This is a genomic window from Rhodococcus sp. NPDC057014 (genome assembly GCF_042673295.1).
In the GTDB taxonomy this organism is placed as follows: domain Bacteria; phylum Actinomycetota; class Actinomycetes; order Mycobacteriales; family Mycobacteriaceae; genus Rhodococcus_F.
This window is the reverse complement of sequence record NZ_JBHUSF010000006.1, coordinates 16662-42163: the sequence shown is the minus strand read 5'-3', so window position 1 is coordinate 42163 and position 25502 is coordinate 16662. Positions and strand designations below refer to the sequence as shown.

At 66.8% G+C, this 25502-nt stretch carries 25 protein-coding genes; 5 read left to right on the top strand and 20 right to left on the bottom strand.

What is annotated here, in order from left to right:
* Positions 1–570: 570 nt before the first annotated feature.
* The 11 genes from ACFTZB_RS02325 to ACFTZB_RS02275 form a co-directional block, all read right to left on the bottom strand.
* Positions 571–1236 carry a ScbR family autoregulator-binding transcription factor gene (locus ACFTZB_RS02325; RefSeq protein WP_378429922.1) on the bottom strand — a complete coding sequence of 222 codons (666 nt, stop codon included), beginning with the start codon at positions 1234–1236 and terminating at the stop codon, positions 571–573.
* A 676-nt stretch (positions 1237–1912) separates the two neighbouring features.
* Positions 1913–2128: a hypothetical protein gene (locus tag ACFTZB_RS02320; protein ID WP_378429921.1), complete on the bottom strand. Its 216-nt coding sequence runs from the start codon at positions 2126–2128 to the stop codon at positions 1913–1915.
* Between the two features lie 86 nt (positions 2129–2214).
* The gene (locus ACFTZB_RS02315) at positions 2215–3909 is read right to left on the bottom strand and encodes a PucR family transcriptional regulator (RefSeq protein WP_378429920.1); all 1695 of its coding nucleotides are present in this window, start codon (positions 3907–3909) and stop codon (positions 2215–2217) included.
* A 9-nt stretch (positions 3910–3918) separates the two neighbouring features.
* Positions 3919–5424 carry an amidase gene (locus tag ACFTZB_RS02310; protein WP_378429919.1) on the bottom strand — a complete coding sequence of 502 codons (1506 nt, stop codon included), beginning with the start codon at positions 5422–5424 and terminating at the stop codon, positions 3919–3921.
* Between the two features lie 100 nt (positions 5425–5524).
* Entirely contained in the window at positions 5525–6634 is a 1110-nt protein-coding gene (locus ACFTZB_RS02305) for a ring-opening amidohydrolase (RefSeq protein ID WP_378429918.1), read from the bottom strand.
* Positions 6635–6801: 167 nt separating this feature from the next.
* Positions 6802–8028 carry a GTP-binding protein gene (locus ACFTZB_RS02300; protein WP_378429917.1) on the bottom strand — a complete coding sequence of 409 codons (1227 nt, stop codon included), beginning with the start codon at positions 8026–8028 and terminating at the stop codon, positions 6802–6804.
* Between the two features lie 113 nt (positions 8029–8141).
* A complete protein-coding gene (gene nthB, locus ACFTZB_RS02295; protein ID WP_378429916.1) occupies positions 8142–8783 on the bottom strand; it encodes a nitrile hydratase subunit beta in 642 nt (213 codons plus the stop codon).
* Positions 8784–8808: 25 nt separating this feature from the next.
* Positions 8809–9432, bottom strand: a complete 624-nt coding sequence (gene nthA, locus ACFTZB_RS02290; RefSeq protein WP_378429915.1) for a nitrile hydratase subunit alpha — start codon at positions 9430–9432, stop codon at positions 8809–8811.
* 39 nt (positions 9433–9471) lie between these two features.
* Positions 9472–10527: a phenylacetaldoxime dehydratase family protein gene (locus ACFTZB_RS02285; RefSeq protein ID WP_378429914.1), complete on the bottom strand. Its 1056-nt coding sequence runs from the start codon at positions 10525–10527 to the stop codon at positions 9472–9474.
* A 153-nt stretch (positions 10528–10680) separates the two neighbouring features.
* The gene (locus ACFTZB_RS02280) at positions 10681–11613 is read right to left on the bottom strand and encodes a helix-turn-helix domain-containing protein (protein WP_378429913.1); all 933 of its coding nucleotides are present in this window, start codon (positions 11611–11613) and stop codon (positions 10681–10683) included.
* Positions 11614–11694: 81 nt separating this feature from the next.
* A complete protein-coding gene (locus tag ACFTZB_RS02275; protein WP_378429912.1) occupies positions 11695–12657 on the bottom strand; it encodes a helix-turn-helix domain-containing protein in 963 nt (320 codons plus the stop codon).
* A 283-nt stretch (positions 12658–12940) separates the two neighbouring features.
* Here ACFTZB_RS02275 and ACFTZB_RS02270 point away from each other — a divergent pair, with 283 nt between their 5' ends.
* The 4 genes from ACFTZB_RS02270 (at position 12941) to ACFTZB_RS02255 (ending at position 15448) form a co-directional block, all read left to right on the top strand.
* On the top strand, positions 12941–14488 hold the full coding sequence (locus tag ACFTZB_RS02270; protein WP_378429911.1) for an amidase: 1548 nt from the start codon (positions 12941–12943) through the stop codon (positions 14486–14488).
* Positions 14485–14739, top strand: a complete 255-nt coding sequence (locus ACFTZB_RS02265; RefSeq protein ID WP_378429910.1) for a hypothetical protein — start codon at positions 14485–14487, stop codon at positions 14737–14739. The genes ACFTZB_RS02270 and ACFTZB_RS02265 overlap by 4 nt, the downstream gene beginning before the upstream one ends.
* 108 nt (positions 14740–14847) lie before the next feature.
* Entirely contained in the window at positions 14848–15144 is a 297-nt protein-coding gene (locus ACFTZB_RS02260; protein WP_378429909.1) for a putative quinol monooxygenase, read from the top strand.
* A gap of 136 nt (positions 15145–15280) precedes the next feature.
* A complete protein-coding gene (locus ACFTZB_RS02255; RefSeq protein ID WP_378429908.1) occupies positions 15281–15448 on the top strand; it encodes a hypothetical protein in 168 nt (55 codons plus the stop codon).
* A gap of 49 nt (positions 15449–15497) precedes the next feature.
* Here ACFTZB_RS02255 and ACFTZB_RS02250 read toward each other — a convergent pair whose 3' ends face one another.
* The 8 genes from ACFTZB_RS02250 to ACFTZB_RS02215 form a co-directional block, all read right to left on the bottom strand.
* A complete protein-coding gene (locus tag ACFTZB_RS02250; RefSeq protein WP_219460307.1) occupies positions 15498–16169 on the bottom strand; it encodes a 4-carboxy-4-hydroxy-2-oxoadipate aldolase/oxaloacetate decarboxylase in 672 nt (223 codons plus the stop codon).
* 33 nt (positions 16170–16202) lie between these two features.
* On the bottom strand, positions 16203–17411 hold the full coding sequence (locus ACFTZB_RS02245; RefSeq protein ID WP_378429907.1) for an aspartate transaminase: 1209 nt from the start codon (positions 17409–17411) through the stop codon (positions 16203–16205).
* 140 nt (positions 17412–17551) lie between these two features.
* On the bottom strand, positions 17552–18616 hold the full coding sequence (locus tag ACFTZB_RS02240; RefSeq protein ID WP_378429906.1) for an L-idonate 5-dehydrogenase: 1065 nt from the start codon (positions 18614–18616) through the stop codon (positions 17552–17554).
* 8 nt (positions 18617–18624) lie between these two features.
* Complete coding sequence (locus ACFTZB_RS02235; protein WP_378429905.1) at positions 18625–19380, bottom strand: SDR family oxidoreductase; 756 nt, start codon at positions 19378–19380, stop codon at positions 18625–18627.
* Positions 19381–19469: 89 nt separating this feature from the next.
* Entirely contained in the window at positions 19470–20819 is a 1350-nt protein-coding gene (locus tag ACFTZB_RS02230) for an MFS transporter (RefSeq protein ID WP_378429904.1), read from the bottom strand.
* Positions 20816–21859: a biotin-dependent carboxyltransferase family protein gene (locus tag ACFTZB_RS02225; RefSeq protein WP_378429903.1), complete on the bottom strand. Its 1044-nt coding sequence runs from the start codon at positions 21857–21859 to the stop codon at positions 20816–20818. Before ACFTZB_RS02225 ends, ACFTZB_RS02230 begins: the two co-directional genes overlap by 4 nt.
* Entirely contained in the window at positions 21852–22574 is a 723-nt protein-coding gene (locus tag ACFTZB_RS02220; protein WP_378429902.1) for an allophanate hydrolase subunit 1, read from the bottom strand. The genes ACFTZB_RS02225 and ACFTZB_RS02220 overlap by 8 nt, the downstream gene beginning before the upstream one ends.
* Complete coding sequence (locus ACFTZB_RS02215) at positions 22562–23368, bottom strand: LamB/YcsF family protein (protein ID WP_378429901.1); 807 nt, start codon at positions 23366–23368, stop codon at positions 22562–22564. The genes ACFTZB_RS02220 and ACFTZB_RS02215 overlap by 13 nt, the downstream gene beginning before the upstream one ends.
* A 283-nt stretch (positions 23369–23651) precedes the next feature.
* Between ACFTZB_RS02215 and nac the strand changes: the two genes are divergently transcribed.
* Positions 23652–24569: a nitrogen assimilation transcriptional regulator NAC gene (gene nac, locus ACFTZB_RS02210; RefSeq protein WP_072944342.1), complete on the top strand. Its 918-nt coding sequence runs from the start codon at positions 23652–23654 to the stop codon at positions 24567–24569.
* Here the strand turns inward: nac and ACFTZB_RS02205 are convergent.
* Positions 24563–25489, bottom strand: coding sequence for a D-isomer specific 2-hydroxyacid dehydrogenase family protein (locus ACFTZB_RS02205; RefSeq protein WP_378429900.1), 927 nt, complete (start codon positions 25487–25489; stop codon positions 24563–24565). The genes nac and ACFTZB_RS02205 overlap by 7 nt on opposite strands.
* Positions 25490–25502 lie beyond the last annotated feature (13 nt).

Genomic DNA, 25502 nt, shown 5'->3' with positions numbered 1-25502 from the left:
TCGGATCGCGAGTTTCGAGTTACCGAATCGAGATAGGTCAGCGTCCAGATCAGAAAATGATCTTGAACGGTTGGACCACCCGCGCGGAAAATGACATTCACCGGACTTCCAGCGAGGACCGACGCGGCGGAGACACGAGGGAAGATCCAGTACAGCGAAGGGGGCACGCAGGCGAAGTGCGAGCCCCCTTCTACCGCCACAGTGCCAGTTCAGTTACTGACCAGCGCTACTAGCCGCTGAGTGACCCAGCAGAACCCGAGAAGAAGTCGAGGACGCCGAGAAGGGTGGAGACGTTCGAGAAAAAGTCGGCCAAGAAAGCGAGGTCCATCTTTGTAACTCCAGTTCGATTGTTCAGAGAATCGTGATACACAGCACACGATGCGTGTATTTATACCGGTCAGATAACAATTCCGCAACGGGAAGTTTGCGGTCAACCCACAACGAGTGAATCCGGACCACACCGAGACGACGCCACATCGCGGTCCGGTCCGCGGTGGGGTGGTGCAAACTCGGATCTCCCGATGAGATCGGCAGCGGCGCTCCTGCGGAGCACCCGGCACGCCGAGCGCACTAACTCTCACGGTCGGGCGGCCCGGTGACGGGAACGTCGGCGCGGGCCGCCCGGATCCGCATCATCCCGCATTGCCGGGTGGTCGGCATGATCCCCGGTAACAGGAACCCCCACATCTCGTCGACCCGCTGCTCGAGATCTACGCGGCAGGTCAGGACCTGGGACACGGTCTGGACTCCGGTGAACGCGCCGATGACGAACCGCGCGAACGCCGGCGGATCGATGATGTGCACGAGATCGCCCTCGGCGACCGCACGAGCCGCCAACCCTTGGCAGGCGCTGATCCAATCCAGATAGGGGCCCGCGGGGCCACGGTCGTCGGCACTGAGCTCGAGGGTGATGCGGATCCCCGCCCGCACGATCGGATCGTGCACGATCTGCCTGGCCATCTCGTGGCACAGCATCACGATCTGCTCGATCGCCGACGCCTCCTGTGCGGCGATCGCCTGCACCGCGGAGATGGAGATCCGGTGCTGCTCGGCGATGATGTGCCGGGCCAAATCTTCCTTGGACCGGAAGTGAAAGTACAACGCCCCCTTCGTCATGCCCGCCGCCTCGAGGATCTCGACGAGACTGGCGCCCTCGAACCCGGATTTGTCGAACATTTCGGCTGCTCCGCGGACGATCTGTGCCCGGGTCACCGCCGCCCGTTGCTGTTGAACCATGTGTCGCACCTTCCGTGCCGTTCGCGGCTGCAGCGCGGTATCTTTCGATCGCACCGACGCAGCCTGCGCGACGCTACCACCGACACCGGTGCGCCTCGCCCCCCGGAAAGGACCGGCACCCACTTGTGCGGGCATCGACACCGGCTCACACGAAAACAGACCACCGGGGCGCTTTTTCGGTGAGACCGCCGGGCGTCGCGCCCCCACCTGCCGCTATCGGTGGTCGCGGCCGTACTGCCAGGTCGGCTCCCCCACCGATCCCCAGGCGAAAGCAGACTCGCCAATCGGCAATCCAGCCCACGGGCCCACACCAAGATCGTTGTCAATCAAGTTGATCGGTCAGGCGCCGAGCCCGCCCCCGGCAGAATCAAGGCCCGCACTCGAATGCGGGTCGCGCGAATCGGCGAGCACGGACCGACGGCCGTGAGCCGCAGGTACGGCCAACCCAGAAAGGTATGTGGCGTGGGTCACATACGGGCGATCGGGGTGGGCAGCGGATCTACTATTTCCTCGCATCGCCGAATCCGCCGATTCGGTCGAAAATTACACATACGACATACGCCCGAGGAGCCATCAGCGACGCCAATCACCCAGGTACACCAACGCGGAACCGCACCGCCCGACCGGAGTACACGTCCTTCCGGGACGCGCACTGCGTGGCGAGCGCGGTCGAGGCTCACGCAGCGGGTACCTGTTGCATGTCCCGGCGAGGTCCGGCCGGAGCCGACAACGCTCCGACCGGGCCGCTTCGCTGCGCCGCACCGGGCGGGCCCTCGACGAGTTCGACCAGCGCAAGGGGATTGAGGGGCTCGACCGAATCTGCGTGCCGCAGAAGGAACCCCGTGGAGATCAACAGCTCGTCGGGCTTCACCCACGGCAGGATGTCCAGCACCTCGATTTCATCCGCGGGACTTTGCCTCGGCGCTGTTTCTGCACGCTGCGCTCAGCTTTCCACCGATGCCCGGGTGTCCTGATCGGTCACAAGCCTTCCATCTCCACTACCCTCAGCGCGAGCGCGACATCCAGGCGCAGAATGGGATCCGTCGTGAACGGGCCGACGATGCTCTCCAGCTTGCCGATCCGGTAACGCAGTGTGTTGTAGTGGAAATGCAGGACGCGTGCAGTCTCGGCGACGTTGCAGTTGGTGTCCAGGAGTGCCTGCATCGTCTGGCGGAGATCGATCGCCTCGTCTGTGCCGCCGGCCAGCGACCCGAGGATCTCGGTGGCGAACGATCGGAGCTCGGCGCTGTCGTCGACCAGGGAGAGCAGTCTGTGGACGCCGAGGCTGTCGAAGTGTGCGACAGAACCGTTCCCGCGCATGCGCCGCCCCACCGTCACCGCCTTACGCGCCTGGTCGTACGCCTGCGGAAGGTCGGCAGCCGAGTCGATGACCCGACTCACGCCGGTGCAGAACGAATGCCTGCCGCCTCCACGGTCACCGGTGACGGCCGCAATCAGATCGTCGACGACCACTCGCGAGCCCTCGTCGCCGACCGGCATCAACACCACCACCTCGTGGCTGAACCCGACCACCGGTGCGTACCGGTCCCTGCGCCGGACCACCTGTTTCCAGGCAGCAGTGAGTCTCTGTTGCGGCATCCGTCCGGCACCCGGCGGCCGAATCTCAGGGCCGGGGGTCGAGCGAGCGGGGTCCGGGTCGAGCTCCGCGACGACGACCACCATGGCGCGGTTCACGTCCCATTCGAGCTGCGCGCAGTGCTCCGTGATCTGTGCAACCGTACCGGCATTCCCGTTGAGGACGTCGCGCAGGAAGTCGCCGTGAAACCTTGATTCGACTGCCGACACGGCGAGTTGCTTGGTCACCGCCAGCGCGACAACGGTTGCGGCTCGCTCCAGCGCTTGCACGGCGACGGAGCCCAATCCGCCGTCGCCCACGAAGGCGACGATGACGCCGTGGTCGGTCCCGCCTGCGTGAACCGGCGCGACGGCGATCTGGCCGGCCTCCGTGCCCGGCGCCGGCTGAAGGCCGTGGCGCAGGCGCTCGGTGCGAAGCCGGCCGGACGGGTCGAACAGCGGCAGCCCTTCCAACCCCTGCAGGGTGGCCGTCGTACCCGCTGACGCGTTGACCCGCCCGTCCGGTGTGCAGATCAGCACCGCAGCGTCGAACAGCGCGGCGACCTCGTCCGCGATCTGCGGCAGGTCGCCACCTTCGAGGACGATCTTCGTCAAGGCACGGTGCATGCGATCGGCCACGTCGAGGGCGAACGCCTGCCGATCGACGAGGTGTGTGAACACCTCGGACATCACCTCGTCGAAACCGACGTCGCGCGGAATGAGAAACAGCGGAATGTCGAGACGGTCCGATGCCTCGAGCATCGCGGCAGGGAGATCGCCGAGGTACCGGCCCTCCTTGACACCGAGCGCGGCTGCGCCGCACCGGGCGAGGCCCTCGACGAGTTCGACCAGCGCGCGGGGGTCGAACGGCTCACCCGAATCCGCATGTCGCAGAGGGAACCCCGTGGTGATCAGCAGTTCGTTTGGCTTCACCCACGGCAGGATGTCCGGTACCTCGATGACGTTGACTCGCAGAACGGTCTGCTCCAGTCCGCCCGCCCCCGCGATGAGCTTGGCGCCGGCCAAGCTGGGGAGGGTCAACACCTCCCGAATCGTCAACGCGTAGCCGGCTGGTGACGGCAGATCGACCGCGTCCACGGGTGCAGCTCAGCTCGGGAGGAGTGCCGGCGGAAACACGCGCTGCGTCCACTTCGTCTTCTGCTCGTACGCGTGGGCGAGTTGGAGGACGGCTCGGTCGGCGCCGTGTCGTCCGATTATCTGAATTCCCATCGGGAGCCCCCGGTCATCGAAACCGACCGGCATCGCGGCAACCGGGAGGCTCGTCATCGTCCACGGTGCGACGGTCTCCATCCACCGGTGATAGGTATCCATGGGCCGGCCGGCGATCTCGGCGGGCCAGTGTGCGGACTTGTCGAACGGGAACACCTGGGCGCTGGGCGCGAGGATGTAGTCATACGTTTCGAACATCTTCGTGAGGGCGGCCTGCCAGTCGTTGCGGGCCGCCGCGGCCTTCGTGACGTCGAGCGCGGACAGCGCGATTCCGTGTTCCATCTCCCACACGAATTCGGGCTTCATCTGCGCGCGTGTCTGTGGGTCTTCGTAGAGGTCGACCAGGCCGAGCTGTGCCCACCAGCGCCATCTCAGGAACAGCTGCCAGATGTCTTCGGGCTTGTAGTCGGGGAGCGCCGCCTCGACGCGGCAGCCGATGTTCCTGAATGCGTCGAACGAGGACTCGCACAGCTCGAGAACTCCGGGTTCCGTCGCCAGGTACCCGTCCCAGTCACCCACCCACGCGATCCGCGTTCCGCGGAAGTCCCGCTCGAGGTTCCGTGTGAAGACCTCTGGGTCCTCGCCGATGCCGAGCGGGGCGCCGGCGTCGGGCCCGGCCATCGTCGACAAGAGCTGCGCCACATCGGCCACCGACCGTCCCATCGGGCCGACCACCGCGCCCTGAGCGATGAAGCCTGCCTCCGGGATGCGTCCCCATGACGGGCGAAATCCCACAACGTTATTGAAGGCTGGTGGATTCCGCAGTGACCCCATGTAGTCGCTGCCGTCGGCAACCGGGACCATCCGCAGTGCCAGGGCCGCGGCGGCGCCGCCACTGCTTCCACCTGCGGTGCGTGACGTGTCGTACGGTGTCGCCGTCGTACCGTACACCGGGTTGTACGTCTGGGACCCGAGTCCGAATTCGGGCGTGTTCGTCTTGCCGATGACAATGGCACCCGCTGCCTTGATCCGCGCGACGAACAGGTCGTCCGCGTCGGCGATCCGGTCGGCGAAGATGGGTGATCCGGACGTGAACGGAAGCCCCTTGGCCGCGGAGAGATCCTTGACGGCGTGCGGAAATCCGTGCATCCAGCCGAGGTAGTGCCCGTCGGCGAGCTGATGGTCCCGTTCGCGCGCCTCGGCCAGCAACTCGTCCCGGCCCCGCAGGGCAACGATGGCGTTGACACTTCGATTGTGCCGTTCGATGTGGTCGAGATAGGCGGTCATGACGTCGGCGCACGACACCTCGCGGCTCTTGATCAAACCGCTGAGCGTGAGCGCGTCACACATGACGAGATTGTCGTATCCTTCTGTCCTGCCGAAGGGTTCGACGTCAGTCAGGGGCGAATCACCTGCGTCGACGGGATCGATGACGTGTGACACTTGTGAACCTCTCCACGGTTTCGGATGCGATTGCCGGCGATCGAGGGTGCGCGGCGGCCCGGTGGCGGCCACGCACCCTCGTTCACGGTGCGACCAGGAACTATTGACCGAGGTCGACGATGGCGGCGACGGGTCCGCCACCCTCCGGGCCCTGGTGCGCGGCCGACACGGACACGAACACCGCCGGGTCACCGGTGACCGACGCCGCGACACCGCCTACGCACGACTTGATCTGGCGGTGCCAGTGGACGTCCGAGTCGTCGAGCATCGCGTTGCGGCGGCCGCGCACCGTCCCGTCCTGACTCGCCTCACACTTGAGGAAGACATTGACGAGCCGGCCGTCCAGGTCGCTCGTGTGGGGCCGCTCGGGCAGTTCGAGTCCCGCGTCCCGGATCGCCGACCAGATGCCGTCCTGATCGAGCGGATCCGTCATCACGCTGTGCCCGATGCGGTAGCGGCCGCCGACACCGCGCGCATTGCCCACCACCACGATCTGAGCCCGGTCCAACTCGACACCCGAGGAGCAGGATGCGACCGACGAGTAGAGGTCCCGGCTGTGCATGACGTCCGCATCGTCGGGCATGTCGATCTCGCCGAGAGCGACGGCGATCCCCAGTGCCGTAACACCGTTCGACAGGTCCATCGACTCGTGCGTGTGCTCGGTCCACACCGTCTCGCCGCGGCTCTTGGCGTCCCGGATGGTGTGGATCGTCAGCAACGGCGTCTTCGTCTGCACGTAGTGCACGTCGGCGGGGTCGGTGATGCCGGCGTTGTCCATCGCCATCTTCACCGCCGCTGCCACCTTGGTGATCATCGCCGTGCGACCGATGTCTTCGGGGAGAAGCTGCTCACTCATCGCGACACCGACGGTCAGTCGCGGCTCGTCGGTCTTCACAGCCTTCTCCGCGGGCACCGTTGCGAAGATCGATGCGTGCGGGCTGATCACACCGTCGGTACCGCCGGACCAGACGATGGGCACCCCCGCCACCTCGTCCGCGCTTCGGCTGCCCTTGGCAGAGAGGACCTCACGGAAAGCCCGATCCGCGATGATGCGCGTGTAGTCGTTGACGCCGCCGTTGCCCTCGGTCTTGCCGATGACTGCAACGACGCGGTCCGCTTCGAGCACACCGTCGTCGATGAGCTTGGCCAGCTCGCCGGCGTCGGACACACTGTGCAGGGGAACCTTGCGGACCTCGATTGCTTCGGGCATTGACATCTCCTCTATACGTGGCTTGCGGGGTAGTCGAGATCAGCTTGTGGCGATCGGAACTCCAACGCAGCCCACGCTATGAGGGCGATCACGTTCGGACATTGGCAAAGTTTGCCCAAACCAGAACTCACATTGGGCAGAGTTGACCAGTGCCGCAGGTCACAGGATCAGAGGGTGCTCGTCTGGGCTACCTGGCTGGTCACGTGATCGGAGTGACCGGCGCCGAGGGGGTCGGGCCACCCCGACCACGTGTCGGGGCCGGCGTCGATTTCCTCGGTGGTGAGAAGACACGTGTCGAGCTCGTTCCGAAGTGTGTCGGCGTCGATGCCCTGGCCGATGAAGACGAGTTCCTGTCGGCAGTCACCGACCGGTTCTTCCCATTTGTCGAGAATTCCCTGGCGGCGGTAGTCGTCTTCCGGCCAGTAGCTGTCGGGGAGGAACTTCCACCACCGGCCGACGTACCCGTGCCGGATCACGTGACCGGCTTGGGAGATGCTGCCGATCTCGGTGAACCGGCCGGCATTCCAGTAGTAGCCCTTGGCGCGGAGAAGTCTGCCGTTCGTCCATTCACCGGTGAGGAACTCGTGTAATCGCCCCGGGTGGAAGGGGGCGCGTTCGCGGTAGACGACCGAACCGATTCCGTATTCCTCGGTCTCAGGAGTGTGCTCTCCCTGGAGTTCCTGCAGCCAGCCGGGTGCCTGGGCTGCCCTGTCGAACGAGAACAGGCCGGTATCCATGATGGCGTCGAGTGGGACCTGTCCGTGAGATATCGCGTGGATGTCCGCGGTCTTGTTCAGCGATCGAATCAGCGCGGTCAGTTCGGTGAGGTGCTCGGCGGAGACGAGGTCGGCCTTGCTGATCAGGACCACGTCGGCGAACTCGATCTGATCGACCAGAAGATCGGAGATGTCGCGTTCGTCCTCGGGAGCGTCGGCCTCGACGGGACCGCCGGACCGGTAGTCCCGGAGAAAACTGTGGCCGTCGACGACGGTCACCATGGTGTCCAACCGCGCGATGTCGGCCAGCGCGTGCCCGTCGGTGTCGATGAACGTGAAGGTCTCGGCGACGGGCAGGGGCTCGGAGATGCCGGACGATTCGATCAGGAGGTAGTCGAATCGTCCGTCGGCGGCCAGGGTTCTGATCTCGTCGAGGAGATCCTCCCGCAACGTGCAGCAGATGCAACCGTTGGTCATCTCGACGAGCTTTTCCTGCGATCGGCTCAGCGAGATCTCTCGTTCGACCTCGGCACTGTCGATGTTGATCTCGCTCATGTCGTTGACGATCACCGCGACGCGCCTGCCTTCGCGGTTGCGCAGGATCTGGTTCAGGAGTGTCGTTTTTCCTGCACCGAGAAATCCGGACAGCACGGTGACGGGGAGGCGCGTGTCATTCATTGGTCAGTTCCTTCCGGCGAACCTGGTTGTACTCGCGAACAGACCGGCGGCGGAGGCGCGGAGTTACGGGCGGGCCCTCCACCGCCGGTCTGTGTTCATCGTGTCGGATGCGTTCAGGCGGCTACCTTTTCGAGGTATCCCTCAAAGAGGTCGACCACGACGCTGCCGGCGTCGGTGTCCGCGCCGAAGAGGTCCTCCGCCGCGAACTGGACGTGATAGGTGGGTTCTGCACCGGCGTCGTCGCGCCCGTGGCCGATCGCGTCGGGGAACGGCCATTTCTCGGTGGTGCGGTGGGTGATCGTTCCGACCCGGCCGCGGCAGTACGCCGGCATCCGGATGTGCCCGGGCACGTGCTCGTCGCGGACCCGAACGCGCTGACCGACCTCGAACGTGATGTCATCCGTCCGCGCCGGCCGGCCTTCCGACTCCGCAGGGAGGGACAGCGGGAATGGGCCGCCCGCGAGCGCCTCGAGCTCGTCGTGGGTCAGGATTCCCTTCTCCACCATCAGGGTTGCGACGCCGATGACGTACCGCTCGTAGTACGGCGTCATCATGTAGTGGCGTGGTTCCATTCGTTCGACGACGTGCCTGACTTCGTCGACGCTGAACGCCCCCAGGTCTGCGGCGCCGAGGAACAGCAGACTGTAGGGAAGGTGCTCCCACTCTGCGTGAAAGGGTCCGCCGATGTCGGCGTTGACGGTGTGCGGGACCTTACCGAACCCCTGGACACCGGCGAGATCGTGTACTCCATCCATGGATCTGTTCCTTCTCTTCGGGTGCTCAGGCGCTCGGAACCTGCGGGATCGCGACCCCGATCAGGCAATCTTTGGTGACGATCTGCTGGAGTTGCTCCCGGCTCCATCCCTCGGTGCCTGCCGGCCGCTCGGGCAACACGATGTAGCGCGTTTCCGCTGTAGTGTCGTACACCCGGATCTCGACACCCTCCGGAATGTCGGTACCCATCTCGGACAGCACCTTTCTCGGTTCACGAACCACGCGAGCGCGGTACTCGAAGCTCTTGTACCACGTCGGTGGCAGGCCGAGGATCGGCCAGGCGGTGCACGAGCACAGCGAGCACACGATCACGTTCTTCAGTGTCGGCGTGTCCTCCAGCGCCACGATGTATTCACCCTGCGGTCCCAGGTACCCGTACCTGCCGACTGCCTCGGTACCGTCAGTGAGCAGAAGTTGCCGGAATTCGTCGTCGGTCCATGCCCGCGCGACCAGTTCAGCCCCGCGGTGGGGGCTGAACTCCTCTTCGAATGTCTTCTTCCAGCCTTCGACGTATCCCTCGGGAACCAATCCCTTTCCGTCCAGCGCCCGGAACAGCGCCCAGGCACGGTCGGCGGCCGGTGCCTGTGCGGGAGTCCCGTTCTCCGGTGTGTGTTCGATCGTTACCGACATTCTTCACCTTCTCTGTAGGGGCTGAAATTGCGAATAGCTCTACTGCGGCGGCTGCGCGTCACGCAGCATGCCGGTCTGCGGATGGCAATTGATGTACTCGTATCGCTGGTCGCGCGCGTCGAATACCGAGACTTCATGGTAAAGACGAAGTTTCGACAGGCTGGCGGCGACGCGGAAGAACGTAGTGAAGATTCGCAGGTGGGTGGGATGAGATTCCGCCCAGCGTTCGAGCTTGTCCAGCGAACCCCAGTGGCCGATGTTGTAACTCTGGTCGAGAAAGTTTCCGTCCAGATCGATGTTGCGCACAAACCTGTTGCTGTAGCAGCCCACCGATTGTCCGTTGTCGCGCAGAAAGTCCATGCCGTCCTGCAGAGTGGGCAGGATTTCGTCGAGATACAAGTTGCGTTCCGCCGTTTCGGCGTCGGCCCAGTCCTGCCCGGAGCGGATCAGTGCGATGTTGTCGTGGCCCTGAACCACCACGCGACCACCTGCGGCGGGATCACCACCGAGTACACGCAATTCACCCGACGGCTGGATCCAGTCGGTCTGGGAGATCGGGAAGCGCTCGCGCATCGAGCCCCAATAGCCGTGCTCGTTGATCTCGCCGCTGATACCGCCCATGACGGCACCGACACCCGGAAGGGCATCCTGGAACGCGTACAACGTCTCGAACTGTTCGGCGCGCGGGGCGACTATCTCACGGAAGTACCCCAGCCCCTCCGACAGCCGTTCGTCCGAGGCCCACCAGTCGGCCACCTCCGGCGATTCGAGCCAACGATGATGGGCAGCAGTGTCTTTCCAGTAGCCCACGATCATCAGATTCTCATGACCCTGATTGTCGACGTGATGGGTCAAGTCATGATGCAACGGGCCGTCGGGCAGATCGAAACCGGCCACCATGTCGCGCATGGCGCGCAGCGCGGCCGGGCGTTGCGCGTCACCGCGGAACTGCACACCGAGGTATCCCATCACCACCTGCTGCACTTCTTCGCCGGCACGTCCCACCCACATGGGAAAGGGTGGTTGGTAGCCGTCCGGGACGCGTCGGGTCAACGTGCGGGGGCATTGGAGGTGATCGCTGATTGCAGATTCCATGAGGACTCCTGGTTCTGGTTCATCGCGTGCGGGCCGCCGCTTCGACGGCTCAAAATCCCGGCAACGCAGAAATTACCGCCCCGATCGACGGGGAATCTGACGGAGAGGGACAGGTATTTGGACGAGAGGGACAACCCGAGTTGCGTCCCGACGTCAGGGTGCGGCCGTCGTTGCCCGGTACTGCCGCGGGCTCATCCCGTACTCGCTCTTGAATGTCCGGCTGAACAGCGAGGGGTCGGCGAAACCCCAACGGCGGGAGATCTGCCCCAGCGAGCGATGCGTGGTCGCGCTCTGCGCCAGGTCGCGGCGACACTGTTCGAGTCGCCGCACGCGGATGACGCGCGACACCGTCGTGTCCTGCTCGGCGAATACCCGGTGCAGGTGCCGGGTGGAAATGCCGAGGGCCGAGGCGATCACGGACGGCGAGAGCGATGGATCTCCGAGGCTCTCGTCGATCATCGTGATCGCTGCGCGGTAGGTACTCGAACGTGGCGCGCCGACCGGCCGGCCGACGGCCCGCAGGACGGCAGTGACCAGGTCGCCGACCTCGTCCACGATCGCGTTCGCCGCTCCGGCACCGGATGCGATCCGGCTCGTCACGATGTCGTGAAGGAACCGGCCGACGAGCCCACTGGCTCCGGCACGGCCGTCGAAGGCTATTGCGGTGAGGTCGTGAATCTCCGCTTCGGTGAACGACAGTGAGCTCCTCGGCCACGTGAAGACCTCGAGCACCCAGGAACCGTCATCCGGATGCCCGTCGATCCGCCACTCGAACGGGCGAGACGTGTCGTACAGGACGAAGTCGTCGTGGTCGAGTACGCACTCCCGGTCATCCTGGGTGACCACGGCACGCCCACGACGGATCCGCCCGATCTGGAGGTAGTCGGCACGGTCAGATCTGGCCAGGCTGCCGCTGCGGGCGATCCGTTGCTCGGTCGATTGGACTGTGGACACCTTGAGATGAGCAAGTTCGGAGGACCGCACTGCACCGGTGAACCGGGGGCCGTCTTCGATGTCCGAGACGCTGAGGGCGACGAAGTGCTCGCGCAGCATGTCCTCCCAGTCGGAGGCCCGTGTCGTCCGCACGGGTAATGAAAACCCGGACCTGACAAGCATCGAAACCTCTCTTCGGTCTGATTGCGCAATTCTCCCCCGAGAACTTTCGGGCTACCGGTGCAATTCCCGGTACCGGCTCGGGCTGACGCCGTATCTTGCGGCGAACGCCCGGCTGAACACCGACAGATCGATGAATCCGAACTGCGCGGCGATCTCGGTCAGCGAACGGGAGGCGTTGCGCGGGGACAGCATCGCGTCACGGCAGACCTCGAGTCGGTGCGCCCGGATCGTGGCTGCCACGGTGTTCCCGAATCGGGCGAACACTCGGTGCACGGTTCTCGTGGAGATGAAGAACGCGTGGGCGATGCGCTGCGGGGACAGGTCCGGGTCGTCGAGGTTCCGCTCGATGTACCGCAGCATGTTCGCGTACAGATCGCGTGCGGTGACGTCGGGATCGTCCGGCTCACCCTCCTCCAGTGCGGCTGTGATTGCCAGGTCTGCGATTCCGTCCGCCAGCCGCATCGCACCGCCCGGCGACGGTTCCTTCTCGACTGCGAGGAGACCGGCGAGCATCGGCGACAGTAGCTGTCCTACTGCAGAATTGGATCGCACGGTCCGTGCCGTCAGTTTCTGCGACTCGCCCTCGGACAGCGAGACGGCACCGCGCGGCCACGTGAAGACCTGGAGGTGCCATTCCGGTCGCAGGTTCCAGGTGAACGGGCGGGCGGATTCGTAGATGGCGAAGTCGCCCGGCCGCAGCGTGCAGGTTCGCCCGTCTTGGACGAGTTGCCCCTCGCCGGCGACGACCATGCCGATCTGCATGAGGTCGAGCGGATGCCGGTCGGTCAGCTGCGGCGTCCTGTGAAAGGTCTGAGGTGTGGCCAGGACGTCGGCGGCCAGGAGATGCGCGAAGCGACGGGTGTGGACCGCACCCGCGAAGCGCTCGGATTCGCCCGGGCTGATCTTCAACGCCACGAAGGTCTCGCTGATCACCTCGACCCAGTCTCGGAGGGCAGCTGTCCGGATCACCTCCGTGCGGCGGTGCTCGCCACCCGGTGCGAGCGACAACGGCATGAGCAGCCCCTTTCCCTCGCCTGCACGTCACGCTATGAGCAATCCGGCGTCACTGTCAATGCCAGTTGACCACTGTTTCCGCAGGGAAACACGCCTCAGCGGCGAGGTTGGCGCTGAGCGCCAAGCGGGCTGTCGCTGTGAGACAAACGCTGCGGTTCGGCTGCTTCTACGGTTCGTAGAACACCGGGAAAATGCCGGCGGGTCCCGCGTCGCATCCGGCCCGACCGCCGGCCCTCGACCAGGTGCCCTCGGGCGCCACCGTACAGCTGAGGAGCGCACCTTCATGACTTCGTTGCCTGCACCCGATTCCGCCCGATTGGCGGCGTTGAACGAGCATTTCCGATTCGGGTTGTCCACCGCCGACCTCGACGAGTTCGCCCCTGCCGTCGAGGCCACCCTCGCGGCGCCGATCGCCGTCGAGCAGCTCTATGCGCGTGCGGAGTCACCGGCCCCCGAGCGGTCGTGGGCGCCGCCTGCACCGGAGGCCAATCGTCTCGGAGCGTGGTACGTCACCACCTCGATCGACGGCTCCGCCGAGGGTCCGCTGGCCGGCCGCACCGTGGCGGTCAAGGACAACGTCGCGGTCGCGGGAGTGCCGATGATGAACGGATCACGCACCCTGGAGGGGTTCGTCCCGCGGCAGGACGCCACGGTCGTCCGCAGGCTGCTCGATGCCGGCGCCACGATCGCAGGGAAATCGGTGTGTGAGGATCTGTGTTTCTCGGGCGGGAGTTTCACCTCGCAGCCGGGACCGGTACGCAATCCGTGGGATACGACCCGCAATTCGGGTGGATCTTCCAGTGGCTCCGGGGCTTTGGTCGCCGGCGGTGAGGTCGACCTGGCCGTCGGCGGAGATCAGGGCGGCTCCATCCGCATTCCTGCCGCATTCTGCGGGATCGTGGGTCACAAACCGACGCACGGACTGGTCCCCTACACCGGTGCATTTCCGATCGAGAGGACCATCGACCATCTCGGCCCGATGACCCGGACCGTCGCCGACGCCGCCACCATGCTCAGTGTGCTCGCCGGTACGGACGGGGCCGATCCGCGACAATCACGCCAGGTCGAGCCGGTCGACTACCTGGCTGCGCTCACCGAACCCACCTCCGGGCTGCGGATCGGCGTCGTGACCGAGGGCTTCGGCACCGCGGTGTCCGATCCGGCGGTCGACGCCGCCGTCCACGCCGCGGTCGACGTGCTGCGCAGCGCCGGACTCGCGGCGGAGCAGGTGTCGATTCCGTGGCACCTCGACGCGATGCACGTCTGGAACGTGATCGCGACCGAGGGCGCCGCCTACCAGATGCTCGACGGCAACGCCTACGGCATGAACACCGACGGGTTCTACGACCCGGAACTGATCGCGCATTTCGCCGCTCAGCGCCTCGAACGCGGTCACGAGTTGTCCAAGACGGTCAAGCTGGTGGGGCTGTCGGGACGGTACACGTTCGAGGTCGGCGGCGGAAAGTACTACGCGATGGCCCGCCAACTCGTCCCCGAACTGCGCGCGGCCTACGACGCCGCCCTCACCGACTACGACGTGCTGGTCATGCCCACCGTCCCCTACACCGCGAAGAAGATCCCGCCCGCCGATGTGGCATTGGGCGACTACCTCGACGTCGCGCTGTCGATGGTCGGCAACACCGCCCCGTTCGATGTCACCGGTCACCCGGCCTGCTCGGTTCCCGCGGGGCTCGTCGACGGCCTGCCGACGGGGCTGATGATCGTCGGCAACTCGTTCGACGACGCCACGGTCCTGCGCGTGGCACACACCTATGAACAGGCCGTCGGCGGCTTCCCCACCCCGCCGGCCGTGATGAGTTCTGCTCGATGACACCACCACGCTTGTCTCTGGACGACGAGATTCTCGATCTCGCCGTCATGTGGCTTCCCATCGGGGATCCACCGGCCGACAAGATCAAGCGCGACTTCGGCGTCGAACCGGCCGAATATCGCGTGCGTCTGGCGCGCGCCATCGACCGTTACCTGCAGACCTCGAACGCGAGTACCGCCGCACGACTCGACCGATTCTTCGAGACGTCGATGCTGACAGCACTGAGACCGAAGGCAGTCACCACCAGGTGACGAACAGTCCGGTCGCAACTTGTGTCAGAGGGGTGGTGGTCGGCCGCTCGACGCTCGTAGCGTCGTAGGTGGGTGTACGCGAGTCGGAACGAACGAGGAGGAGACATCGTGACGATCGACAGAGGAATTCTGGCACTGCTCGAGGCCAAGCCGGGCAAGGGCGAGGAACTGGCCGCGTTCCTAAAGCAGGGGCGCGCCCTGGCGGCGGAGGAGGAAGGCACCGTCACCTGGTACGCGTTCAAGGTCGGCGACACCACGTACGGCATCTTCGACACATTCCAGGACGAGGAAGGCAGGCAGGCGCACCTGACGGGAGCGATCCCCGCCGCACTGGCCACCGTCGGCCCCGACCTGCTCGCGAAGGACCCCGACATCCGACCGGTCGACGTGGTCGCTGTCAAGTAGGGAGCCCGCCGGGTTTCCTACCGTTCGGTCAGTCGAATCCTGCCCGTAAACCTACCCGATCGGGTAGGTCCCCGACCGTCCGCGCCACGGCATACTTGCCCGGCTCGGGGTTTCCGAAAACGATACGGAGAAACAGATGCTCGACCGGCTGTACGCCGCTGTCCTCGCCGTCGCCGGCCTCGGCTACGGCGGATACATCCTCCTCGACGAACTGACCGGAGGGTCGGACACACCCGGCGAGGACGAACATCGCCTCCACGAAGTCCCCTCGGGAGCAGGTGTCCACGCCGTGACGTCCCCCTGACACGCCCTGAGGGAACTGACACCGACCTCAGGGCACTGACACCGCCGGCTCACTGGTCGACGGTGAGACCCTTCGCCTCGAGCACCGGGGCGAGGTTGCTGACCTGGATCGGGGTTTCGCCCTTCTTGTACCGCTCGATGTAGGCGGCCTCGGCGGCGTCCCGCTCGCGGGAGGCGTCGATGGCGAACTGGACCTCGTCGCGCCGGACCACGACCACACCGTCGCAGTCGCCCTTGACGACGTCGCCGGGGTAGATGATCTGGCCGCCGAACACCAGCGGCTGATTGACGGGACCGAGGGATTCCTTCACCGTTCCCTCGATGCACACGTGCTTGGAGAAGACGGGGAACCCGAGTTCGCGGATCTCCCGGCTGTCCCGCACGCCACCGTCCGTGACGAGTGCGCTGATGCCCCGCGCCACACACGCATTGGCCAGCACGTCACCGAACTGCCCCGCCGGCTGGTCGCCGGAGGACACGATGAGCACGTCACCGGGCTGCGCGTAGCTGATGGCGACCTGGAGCATGATGTTGTCACGCGGATGGCACACGACGGTGAAGGCCGATCCGCAGAACGACATGTCGCGGTCGATGGGCTTGATCCCCGAATCCAGTGCGCCCTTGCGGCCCTGCGCCTCGTGGATGGTGGCGGCCGAGAAGGCGCCCAGGCTGTCGATGGCGGCCTTGTCGGCGCGATCGATCTTGGTAGTGACGTGAACCATGATGTCTCCGTAGCTCTGTGATGGCGGGTGGGGTCAGCTGAGTGAGGCGACGGCCTTCTCGACCGCGGCTGCCGCATTCCTGAGCACGTCCTCGGCCGTGGCGAAGGAGACCCGGAAATAGGATTCGGCCCCGTACGCAGAGCCCTGGATGGTGGCCACCGACGCGTGGTCGAGGAGGAACAGCACCACGTCCTGATCGTTTTCGAGCAGCGTGCCGTCGGGTGTCCGCTTGCCCACGAGGCCGGCGCATCCGACGAACAGGTAGAAGGCGCCCTGCGGCAGTACTGGTTCGAGACCGTCGATGCCGGAGAAAAATTCGAACGTGACGTCACGCCGGGCGCGATAGCTCGCGACGGACGTGGTGACGAAACTCTGATCCCCGGTGAGGGCTTCGGCGGCGGCGGCCTGACTGATCGACGACGGGCAGGACGAACTCTGCGACTGCAGCTTGTTGATCGCGCCGATCAGCCCCCTGTTCCCGACGCCGTACCCGAGGCGCCAGCCGGTCATCGCGTAGGCCTTCGACACACCGTTGGTGACCAGGATCCGATCGCGCAGGTGCGGCGCGGACGACAGCAGGTTCGGTACGGGTGAGTCGGTGAACACGATCTCGTCGTAGATCTCGTCGCAGAGCACGTTGACGTGCGGGTTCCGGTCGAGGACCTTCGCGAGCCCCGCCAGTTCGTGCTCGCTGTACACGGCGCCTGTCGGGTTCGATGGCGCGTTGAGGATGACCCACTTCGTCGCCGGGGTGATGGCGGCCTCGAGCTTCTCTGCGGTGAGCAGGAACCGGTCGGATTCCGGGCAGTCGACGACGACGGGTGTCCCGCCGTGCACGGTCACCATGTCGGGGTACGACACCCAGTACGGGGCGGGCACGATCACCTCGGTGCCCACCTCCACCGTCGCCATCAGCGCGAGGAAGATGACCTGCTTGGCGCCTCCGCCGACGGTGATCTCGTTGTCCGCGAACTCCACTCCGGTGCGGGCCAGCATCTTCTTCGAGATCGCCTCCCGCAGTGCGGGAATACCGTTGACGGGGGTGTACTTGGTGAGACCGGATTCCATCGCCGCGACGGCCGCCGCCTTGATGTGGTCCGGGGTGTCGAAATCGGGCTCCCCGACCGTCAGGTCGAGGATCTCCCGCCCCGACGCCCGGAGTTCGCGAACCCGTTGCGCGGCTGCCACACTCGGTGATTCACGCATCTGGTCGACTCGCGCTGCTGGAACGAAGGTGGACATGGTTCCTCCTGGTAGAGGGCGTGGGGACGAAAGGAGCCGGGAAGTCGGGGCGGTATCTTCACACCCACGCTATCGGGCGGGGGCCGCACCTGTACAAGACCGATTGTGTGTCGGGTGATAGCCGTTCGGCATGGCTGGATTCAGAACGCCAGCAACACCTTCGCGGACGCGGACGCGTCCTTCGCGACGGCGAACGCCTCGAGACCGTCCTCGATGCCGAACTCGTGGCTGATCACCGGTTCGACGTTCAGGCTGCCGTCCGCCAGAGCCTGGAGCACCGCATCGATCTCGTCGTTGAACCGGAAGGAACCGGCGAGTTCGAGTTCCCGCGTGATGACGAGCGACAGCGGCGCGGGCTGAAGCCCTGTGGGGAGCAGTCCGAGCATGACGATCCTGCCGCCGCGCGTCGCGCCGCGAATGGCCGATTCGAGTCCGAAGCGGTTGCCGGAGCACTCGACGACGACGTCGGCGTCGACGGCCGCGATGCTCACGGCGTCGGTGGCGTCCAGCGTCGTGTCCGCACCGAGCGCCTTCGCGACCGTGCGGGGATAGTCGTGCACGTCGACCGCGGTGATCTCGCTCGCCCCGGCCCGGCGGAGGACGGCCACGACGAGGGCGCCGATGGGACCGCACCCCACGACGAGCGCGCTCTTCCCGGCCACGTCGCCTGCGCGGGCCACGGCGTGCCACGCCACGGCGGCGGGTTCCGCGACGGCAGCGGTGCGCAGCGGCAGGTTCGCCGGCAGTCGCCGCAGCATCCGCGACGGCAGCACCGCGTACTTCGCGAATGCCCCCTCGGTGTGCGGGAATTGCGCCGCGCTGCCGAGATAGGTGCATCCCGGCGAGAGGTTCGGGCGGTCCTCGGGGAACCTGGCGCCGCGACCGCCGGGGGTCGCGGGGTGCACGGCCACCGGGTCACCCGGGGCCGGGCCGGTCCCGTCTGCGGCGGCCTGCACGACCGTTCCCACCACTTCGTGTCCGAGCAGCATGGGCGCCTTCAGGATCGACTCGCCGGCGGCGCCGTGCGTCCAATAGTGCAGGTCGGATCCGCAGATCCCACCGTAGGCGATCTCGACGACCGCCTCGGACGGTTCGGGCCGCCGGAGGGGAACCGATTCGATACGCAGGTCGCCTGCGGCGTGCGCCACCACCCCGAGCGTCTCGGTGGGCAGCGGGGCGGAGGATTCGTGCGGCGTCGTGGTCACGGCCGGCCTCAGTCGTTGCGCCGGACGAAGTCGAGACCGCCCGGTACCTGGAAAGTGGGCATGATCTCGATCAGGCCGAGGTTGACGTGGCGCGGAGCGTCGATCGCGAACTCGATCGTGTCGGCGATGTCTTTCGTCGTGATGGATTCGAAGCCTTCGTAATACGTCTCCCACGCCTCCTTCATCGCCTCCGGGGAGCCGCCGAGGTTGCGTCCGAAGATCTCGGTTTCGACCCGGCCCGGGCAGATCTCGGTCACGCGGATGCGCTTGCCGATGGTGTCGTTGCGCAGTTGCCGCGAGATCTGGTGCACCGCCGCCTTCGTGGCGTGGTACGCGGTGTGGCCGTAGAAGTTGTACAGGCCGGCGATGGAACTGATGTTGACGATGTGGCCGAGGTCCCGCTCGACCATCCCCGGCATGAGCAGCCGGCACAGGTGCAGCACCGCACGGAGGTTGACGTCGACCATGGCGTCGACCGAGTCGGCGGACGCATCCAGGATGTTGCCGGTGGCCGAGACTCCCGCGTTGTTGATCAGCACGTCGATCTCGAGGCCCTCGACGGCGGCGGTGAGGGCGTCGATGTCGGTGATGTCGACGGCGAGCGGGATCATGCCCGTCTTCTCCGCCACCTCGTCGAGCCGTTCCTTGTTGCGGGCGACGCCGTAGACGGTGAGACCCCGCTTGGTGAGGATCTCGGTGACCGCGGCGCCCATTCCGGTGTTGGCGCCGGTGACGAGTGCGGTCCGGTAGTCGTTGAATGGCATGACGCTCCCTTGCCTTGCTGGTGGTGAAAGTTGGTGCAGCCCGGTGGTCTTCGAGTGGCCAGGAGACCACCGGGCCGAGTCTGGATCCGTCAGAGCGTGTCACGGAGCGGCACGTGCGCCCGGTCGGTGACGGTGCTGACGGCGATGAGGGTTCCCAGTGCGGTGACGACGGCGTAGACCGCGGGGACGTGGATGCCGAACTGCGGAATCAGCCAGGTCATCAGCAGCGGCGCGGTGCCGCCGAACACCGCCGAGGAGATGTTGTAGCCCAGCCCGTACGCCGAGTACCGCACCCGGGTGGGGAAGAGTTCGACGATGAGGATGTGGATGACGGCGGTGTGGCCGGCGAAGATCACGGCCATGAGGCACGCTCCGAGCACCGCGAGCGCGAAGTTGCCGGTCGCGATCAGGGCGTAGCAGGGGATGGCGCCGACGGCCATGGCGATCGCCGCACCGGCGATGACCTTCTTGCGGCCGACACGGTCGGAGAGCGCGCCCATGAAGGGAATGGCGAAGCAGATCGCCACCAGGCTCGCCGCGGTCACCAGCAGGGCGGTGCCGGTGGAGAAGCCGATGTTCTCGCCCTTGAGGAACGTCGGCATGTAGGAGAAGAGCACGTAGTAGCCGGAGCCGTTCATCAACGGGATGAACAGCGCGAGCAGCATCGCCTTGCGGTGTTCGGGAGTCGCGAAAGCTTCCTTCAGCGGGTTGCGGGACAGTCCGCCTTCGGACTTGAGCTTCTCGAAGTTCGGGGTGTCGCTGATGGCCCGCCGGATGTACCAGCCGATGATGCCCATCGGGATCGCGACCAGGAACGGGACGCGCCACGCCCAGCTCGCCGGTCCGCCGCCCTCGATCGCGGCCTCGTTGAGCCACGGCGACATCGCGAACGCGACCAGCGTGCCGGTGAGCAGGGCCAGGAACGACGCGATCTGTGCGTAGCTGGTGATCAGTCCGCGCTTGCCCTCCGGTGCGTGCTCGGCGAGGAAGGTCATGGCGCCCGCCGCCTCACCGCCCACCGAGAATCCCTGCAGGATGCGCAGGAGAATCAACAGCGCGGGCGCGGCGACGCCGATCGCGGCGTATGTCGGGAGAACACCGATGCCCGCGGTGGCGACGCTGATCAGCATGATCACGAAGACGAGCATCTTCTGCCTGCCGATCCTGTCGCCCAGGATGCCGCAGACGACCGCGCCGAGCGGTCGCACGAAGAACGAGATCGCGTAACCGGCGAAGACGAGCATCAGCGCGTCGCTCGACTTGGAGACGTCGAAGAAGACGATGGCCAGGGCGGTCGCCATGAAGGCGAAGATGCCGTTGTCGTAGAGCTCGACGAAGATGCCCACGCACCCTGCGAGAACGACCTTGCGTAGCTGGCGGGGTTGCACCTCGTGTTCGGGCGTGTGCCCGGCCGTGTCGGGTGAGATCGCGTTGGTCATGCTGACTCCATCTGGGCTACAGAGTGGTGCTGGGCGGATGTCGTTTCTGTGTGGGTGGGGATCCGAAGACCGGCGAAGGCGCTCGCCACGCGGGACCGCAGCTGTGCGATCGCGCGTCGTTGGCTCCGGTAACCGTCCACGGCGTCGGGGACGCTCACCTTGCGGAACCGGACCTCCTGGCCGGGGCGTGCCTGGCCGAGCTGGGACAGTGCGGTGGCGGTCACGACCGCGAGCACCGGATATCCGGCCGTCACTCCCCGGCCCCGATGCAGGACGAGGATCTCGTTGCCCGCGGGAACCTCGACGGCGCCGATCGGTACCCCGCGGGAGAGCACTTCCGTCGACCGGTCCCGCCGGGGAACGTCGCTCCCCGGATCGGTCGGCGTCAGGCGAAGACCGATGTGGTTCGTATCGGCACCGATGACGAAGGGGGTGTCGAACAACCGGGCGGCGGACGCGCCGAACTCGTGCACGTCGGGACCGTCGGTGACGTCGATGGTCCAGCGGCCGGTGAAGGATGCGGGTTCGGCGCCGAGCCGGAACAGCGGTACCCGGAAGTACGGGTGGTCGATCGGCGGTCCGTCGACGTCGATGGCGACGGATTCGCCGACCGTCAGTTGCCGGCCGAAACCGAGAACCGAGTCGGGGGCGCAGCTGCCGAGCAGGGACGGCGCGGCGATCGCGCCGTGCACGGCGAGGTAGACGCGGAGCCCGTCGTGGATTCCGCGGACGGTGAGTTCTTCGCCCGCGGTCCACACGAACGGCTCCCACTGGGGCCGGGTGACACCTCCGACCTGGACCTCCGCGGGCGCGCCGGTCACCGCGACGAGCAGGTCGACGCTCGCGACGGCGCCGAAGTCCATCGCCACCATTTCGAGCAGCGGCGCGGTGCGGTGACTGCCGACCAGCGCGTTCGCCACGTCGGCGCTGTACTGGTCGGAGGCTCCCCCGGTCATCTGCCCGAACCGGGAGCCCCGGAGTCGTCCGAGATCCTGGATCGAGGTGAGACCGGGTGTCGTGACGGTGATCGTCTCAGCCATGCCGGACCCCCTCGTACGCCGGCCACTCGGCCGCGGTGATCGGCACGAAGCGGAACGTGTCGCCGGGCCGGAAGTCGGACAGCGGTTCCGTCGCCGGATCGACGATGGTCAGGGGCGTGCGGCCGATCACCGGCCAGCCGCCGGGCGCCGGGCGCGCCGAGATGACGGCCTGCCTGCCCGCGACCGCCACCGCGCCTGCCGGAACGTGCGGCCGCGGAATGGTGCGGCGGGGAACGGGCTGCGGGAATGCGGGGCCGTCGAGCATGGGGGCGCCGCCCGGGGACCCGTAGCAGCGCATGGTGAGGGGGCGGGCGCTGTGCAGTCGGATCACCTCGGCCGGGGAGAGTGCGAGGTGATCTGCCACGTCGTCGAGGTCGGGTCCGAATTCGCCCCCGTAGACGACCGGGATGTCGAACTGCCGCGGACCGCGCGTCGCGGGTTGCGCCGGCAGCTCGATCAGCCGTTCGACCAGCGCGCGGATGGCGCCATGTGTCGTTGCAGCACAGTCGAATTCGACCAGCAGTGAGTCGTAGGTGGGGATGATGCCGGTGACCGCGACGTCGTCGCCGCGGGCGTCGAGCGCGGCGGCGACCGTGTGGACGGCCTGCCAGCGCTCCTCCGCGTCGGGGGACAGCGACGTCAGGCGGACCGCGGAGTCCCCGCAGTCCGCGAGGACGAAGTCGCGGTGCGGCCGGATGCACGTCACGCCGGACACGATGCGGACTCCTTCTCGGCCTTGGCCTCGAGGACCTCGGTGACGGGGGCGATGACGACGCCCGCGCGCAGCAGTGCCTCTCGGATCGCTCGCGCGTTGCCCACCGCGTCGGCGCCGTCGCCGTGCAGCAGCACCGTGTCTGCCTCGATCGGGATGCGCGTGCCGTCGACGGCTTCGACGACCCCTTCGGTCACCATCTGCACGGTGCGCGACACCAGCGCGGCCTGGTCGTGGATCACGGCGCCGGCCTCGGACCGCGGAACCAGGGTGCCGTCCGCCCGGTACGCACGGTCGACGATGGCGACGATGGCCACCCGGAGCCCCCGCGCCCGGGCGTGGTCGGCGAGTTCCCCGTCCTGGGCGAGCACGATGAGTCGCGGGTCGAACGCCTCCACCGCGTCGACGACGGCGCCCGCGTAGTCGGCGCGGGTCGCGACGAGGTTTCCCAGCCGACCGTGCGGTGCGAGGTGCGAGAGCGCTGTGCCGTGGGCCGTCGCGAAGGCGTGCAGTGCGCCGAGTTGGTACAGAACGTCCGTGCGGACCTCCTCGGCGGTGAGGTCCATCGCGCGCCGGCCGAACCCTGCGAGATCGGGGAAGCTGGGGTGTGCGCCGATGCCGATTCCGCGGGCGACGCACCCTCGGACCGTCGCATCCATGGTCCGGGGGTCGCCGGCATGAAAGCCGCACGCGACGTTGGCGGACGTCAGCACGTCGAGCAATGCGTCGTCGTCGCCCATCGTCCAAGCGCCGAAGCTCTCGCCGAGGTCGGCGACGAGATCGATCGTGACAGTCACGGTGCCTCCAAGGGGGGCCTGCAGTGGAACCGCGGGTGCCGTTCCAGTGAACTTTCGATGTAAACGGACGCTACGCAGGTTCCGGTTCAGGCGGTTAATACCTGTTTTACGTGAGGCGATAACGAACGTCTATGGTGTTTGAACAGCGACGATGCACAGACGGAAGAATCGGGCCCCGCACTTGGCTACAGCGGTGTTTCCGCCCGGCAACCTTCTCGAAACCGCGGCGTGCTCGCGTCGCGCGCATCGTCAGAAAGGCAGATCGCTCGTGGATACCCGACGCTTGTTCTCATTCGTCCGCATCGTCGACGCCGGATCCATCACGCGGGCGGCGGACATACTGCACATCGCGCAGCCGGCTCTCAGCCAGCAGATGACGGCGTTGGAGACGCACTTCGGTCAGCAACTGCTGATCCGCAGCAAGCAGGGAGTGGAACCCACCGACGCGGGGCGCGCGCTGTACCGGCACGCACAGGTGATCCTGCGGCAGGTGGAGAGCGCTCAGGCCGAGGTGAGCGTCGTCGGCCGGGAACTGGCGGGCGGTGTCTCCGTCGGACTCGCGCCGTACAGCACCGTCAGCTCCATCGCGCTGCCGCTGCTCACCGCGGTGCGGTCGCGCTACCCCAGCATCCTTCTGCACATCAACGAGAATTTCGGCGGTGTGCTGAGCGAGGCCATGATGACGGGCAGGATGGACATGGCCCTGTTGTACGACGCCGGCCCGATCAAGGGCGTCAACTTCGAGCGTCTACTCACCGAGGAACTGATGGTCGTCGCCCCGGCGGGCACCGGACTGCCCGGCGACACCGGGACGGCCGTCGCCATCAAGGACCTCGTCGATCTCCCGCTGCTGCTGCCGGGTCCGATGCACACGATCCGCAAGGTGGTGGAGCAGGCATACGAGCACGCCTTCGAGCACGCGCGGGTGGTCGGCGAGGTGGAATCGGTGACACTGATGGCGCAGGCGGTCCGAAACGGACTGGGCGCGACCGTATTACCGTTCTCGGTGGCACGCCGAATCATGAACGTGGAGAACCTGGAACTCCGCCGCATCGAACCGTCGATCGAAGTCCAGGTCTCCCTCGGGACACCCGCCAATCAGCCGCTGTCCGGACCGGCGGAGGCGGTGCGCGAGGTGCTGCGCAGTGTCGTGGCCAACTACATCAGGACCAGTTCGGAAGCCGAACGCGGCCCTCAGTAACCCCGGGCCGGATCGATCGGCGCCAGCAGCGGCGCGCCCGCGGCGAAGCGTTCGACATTGGTCGCGACGTGATCGGCGAGCAACCCGGTCAGTCTGGTCGCGGGATTCGCGACGTGCGGGGTGATGATCGCATTCGGCAGGGCCCAGAGCGGATGCCCGTCGGGCAGCGGTTCGGGGTCGGTGACGTCGAGTGCGGCGCCGCCGATCGACCCGGCGCGCAGCGCGCGGACCAGACCCTCGGTGTCGATGAGGGAACCGCGCGCCACGTTGACGATCCACGCCGTCGATTTCATCTGTGCGAGCGCGGCCTCGTCGACGAGGTGGGCGGTGGCCGACGTCGCCGGTGCGGCGATGACGAAATGGTCTGCCCTGGACCAGATTTCCGAGGTCCGGTCGGCCGGCAGCGTCTCGCACGCACCCGGAACCGGGGTGCCCGAGCGAGTGACCGCCAGCACGTCCGCGCCGAACGCGGCGAGCAGCGGGATCATCGCGCGACCGATGCCGCCGCAGCCGACGATGGCGACCGTCGCCCCGCGCAGCGTGCCCACCTGGGGGTCGAACTCGGCCTTGCGCCACGACGTCGCGCGCACCTGCTCGGTGAGGGCCCGAACCCCGGCCAGGAGCAGCAGGACGCCGTGTTCCGCGACGTTGCCGGCGTAGGCGCCGGCCGCGGACGTCCAGGCCCGGTCGGTGTCGACGATGCCCGCGGAGATCCAGGGCTCCACCCCCGCCGAGGGCAGCTGCACCCAGCGCACGGAGTCCGGCAGTTCCGCCGGAAACGTGTCGGGGCCCTGCGCCCAGACGACGGCCTCGGCGTCGTCGAGCGGGGTGAGTACGCCGCCGCCCCTCTCGATCCCGCGTATCAGGGCTGCGTCGGGGTGCGGTCCGAGGTGGATGCGGGGCGGTGCGGTGTTCGGCATCTTCGTCTTTCGA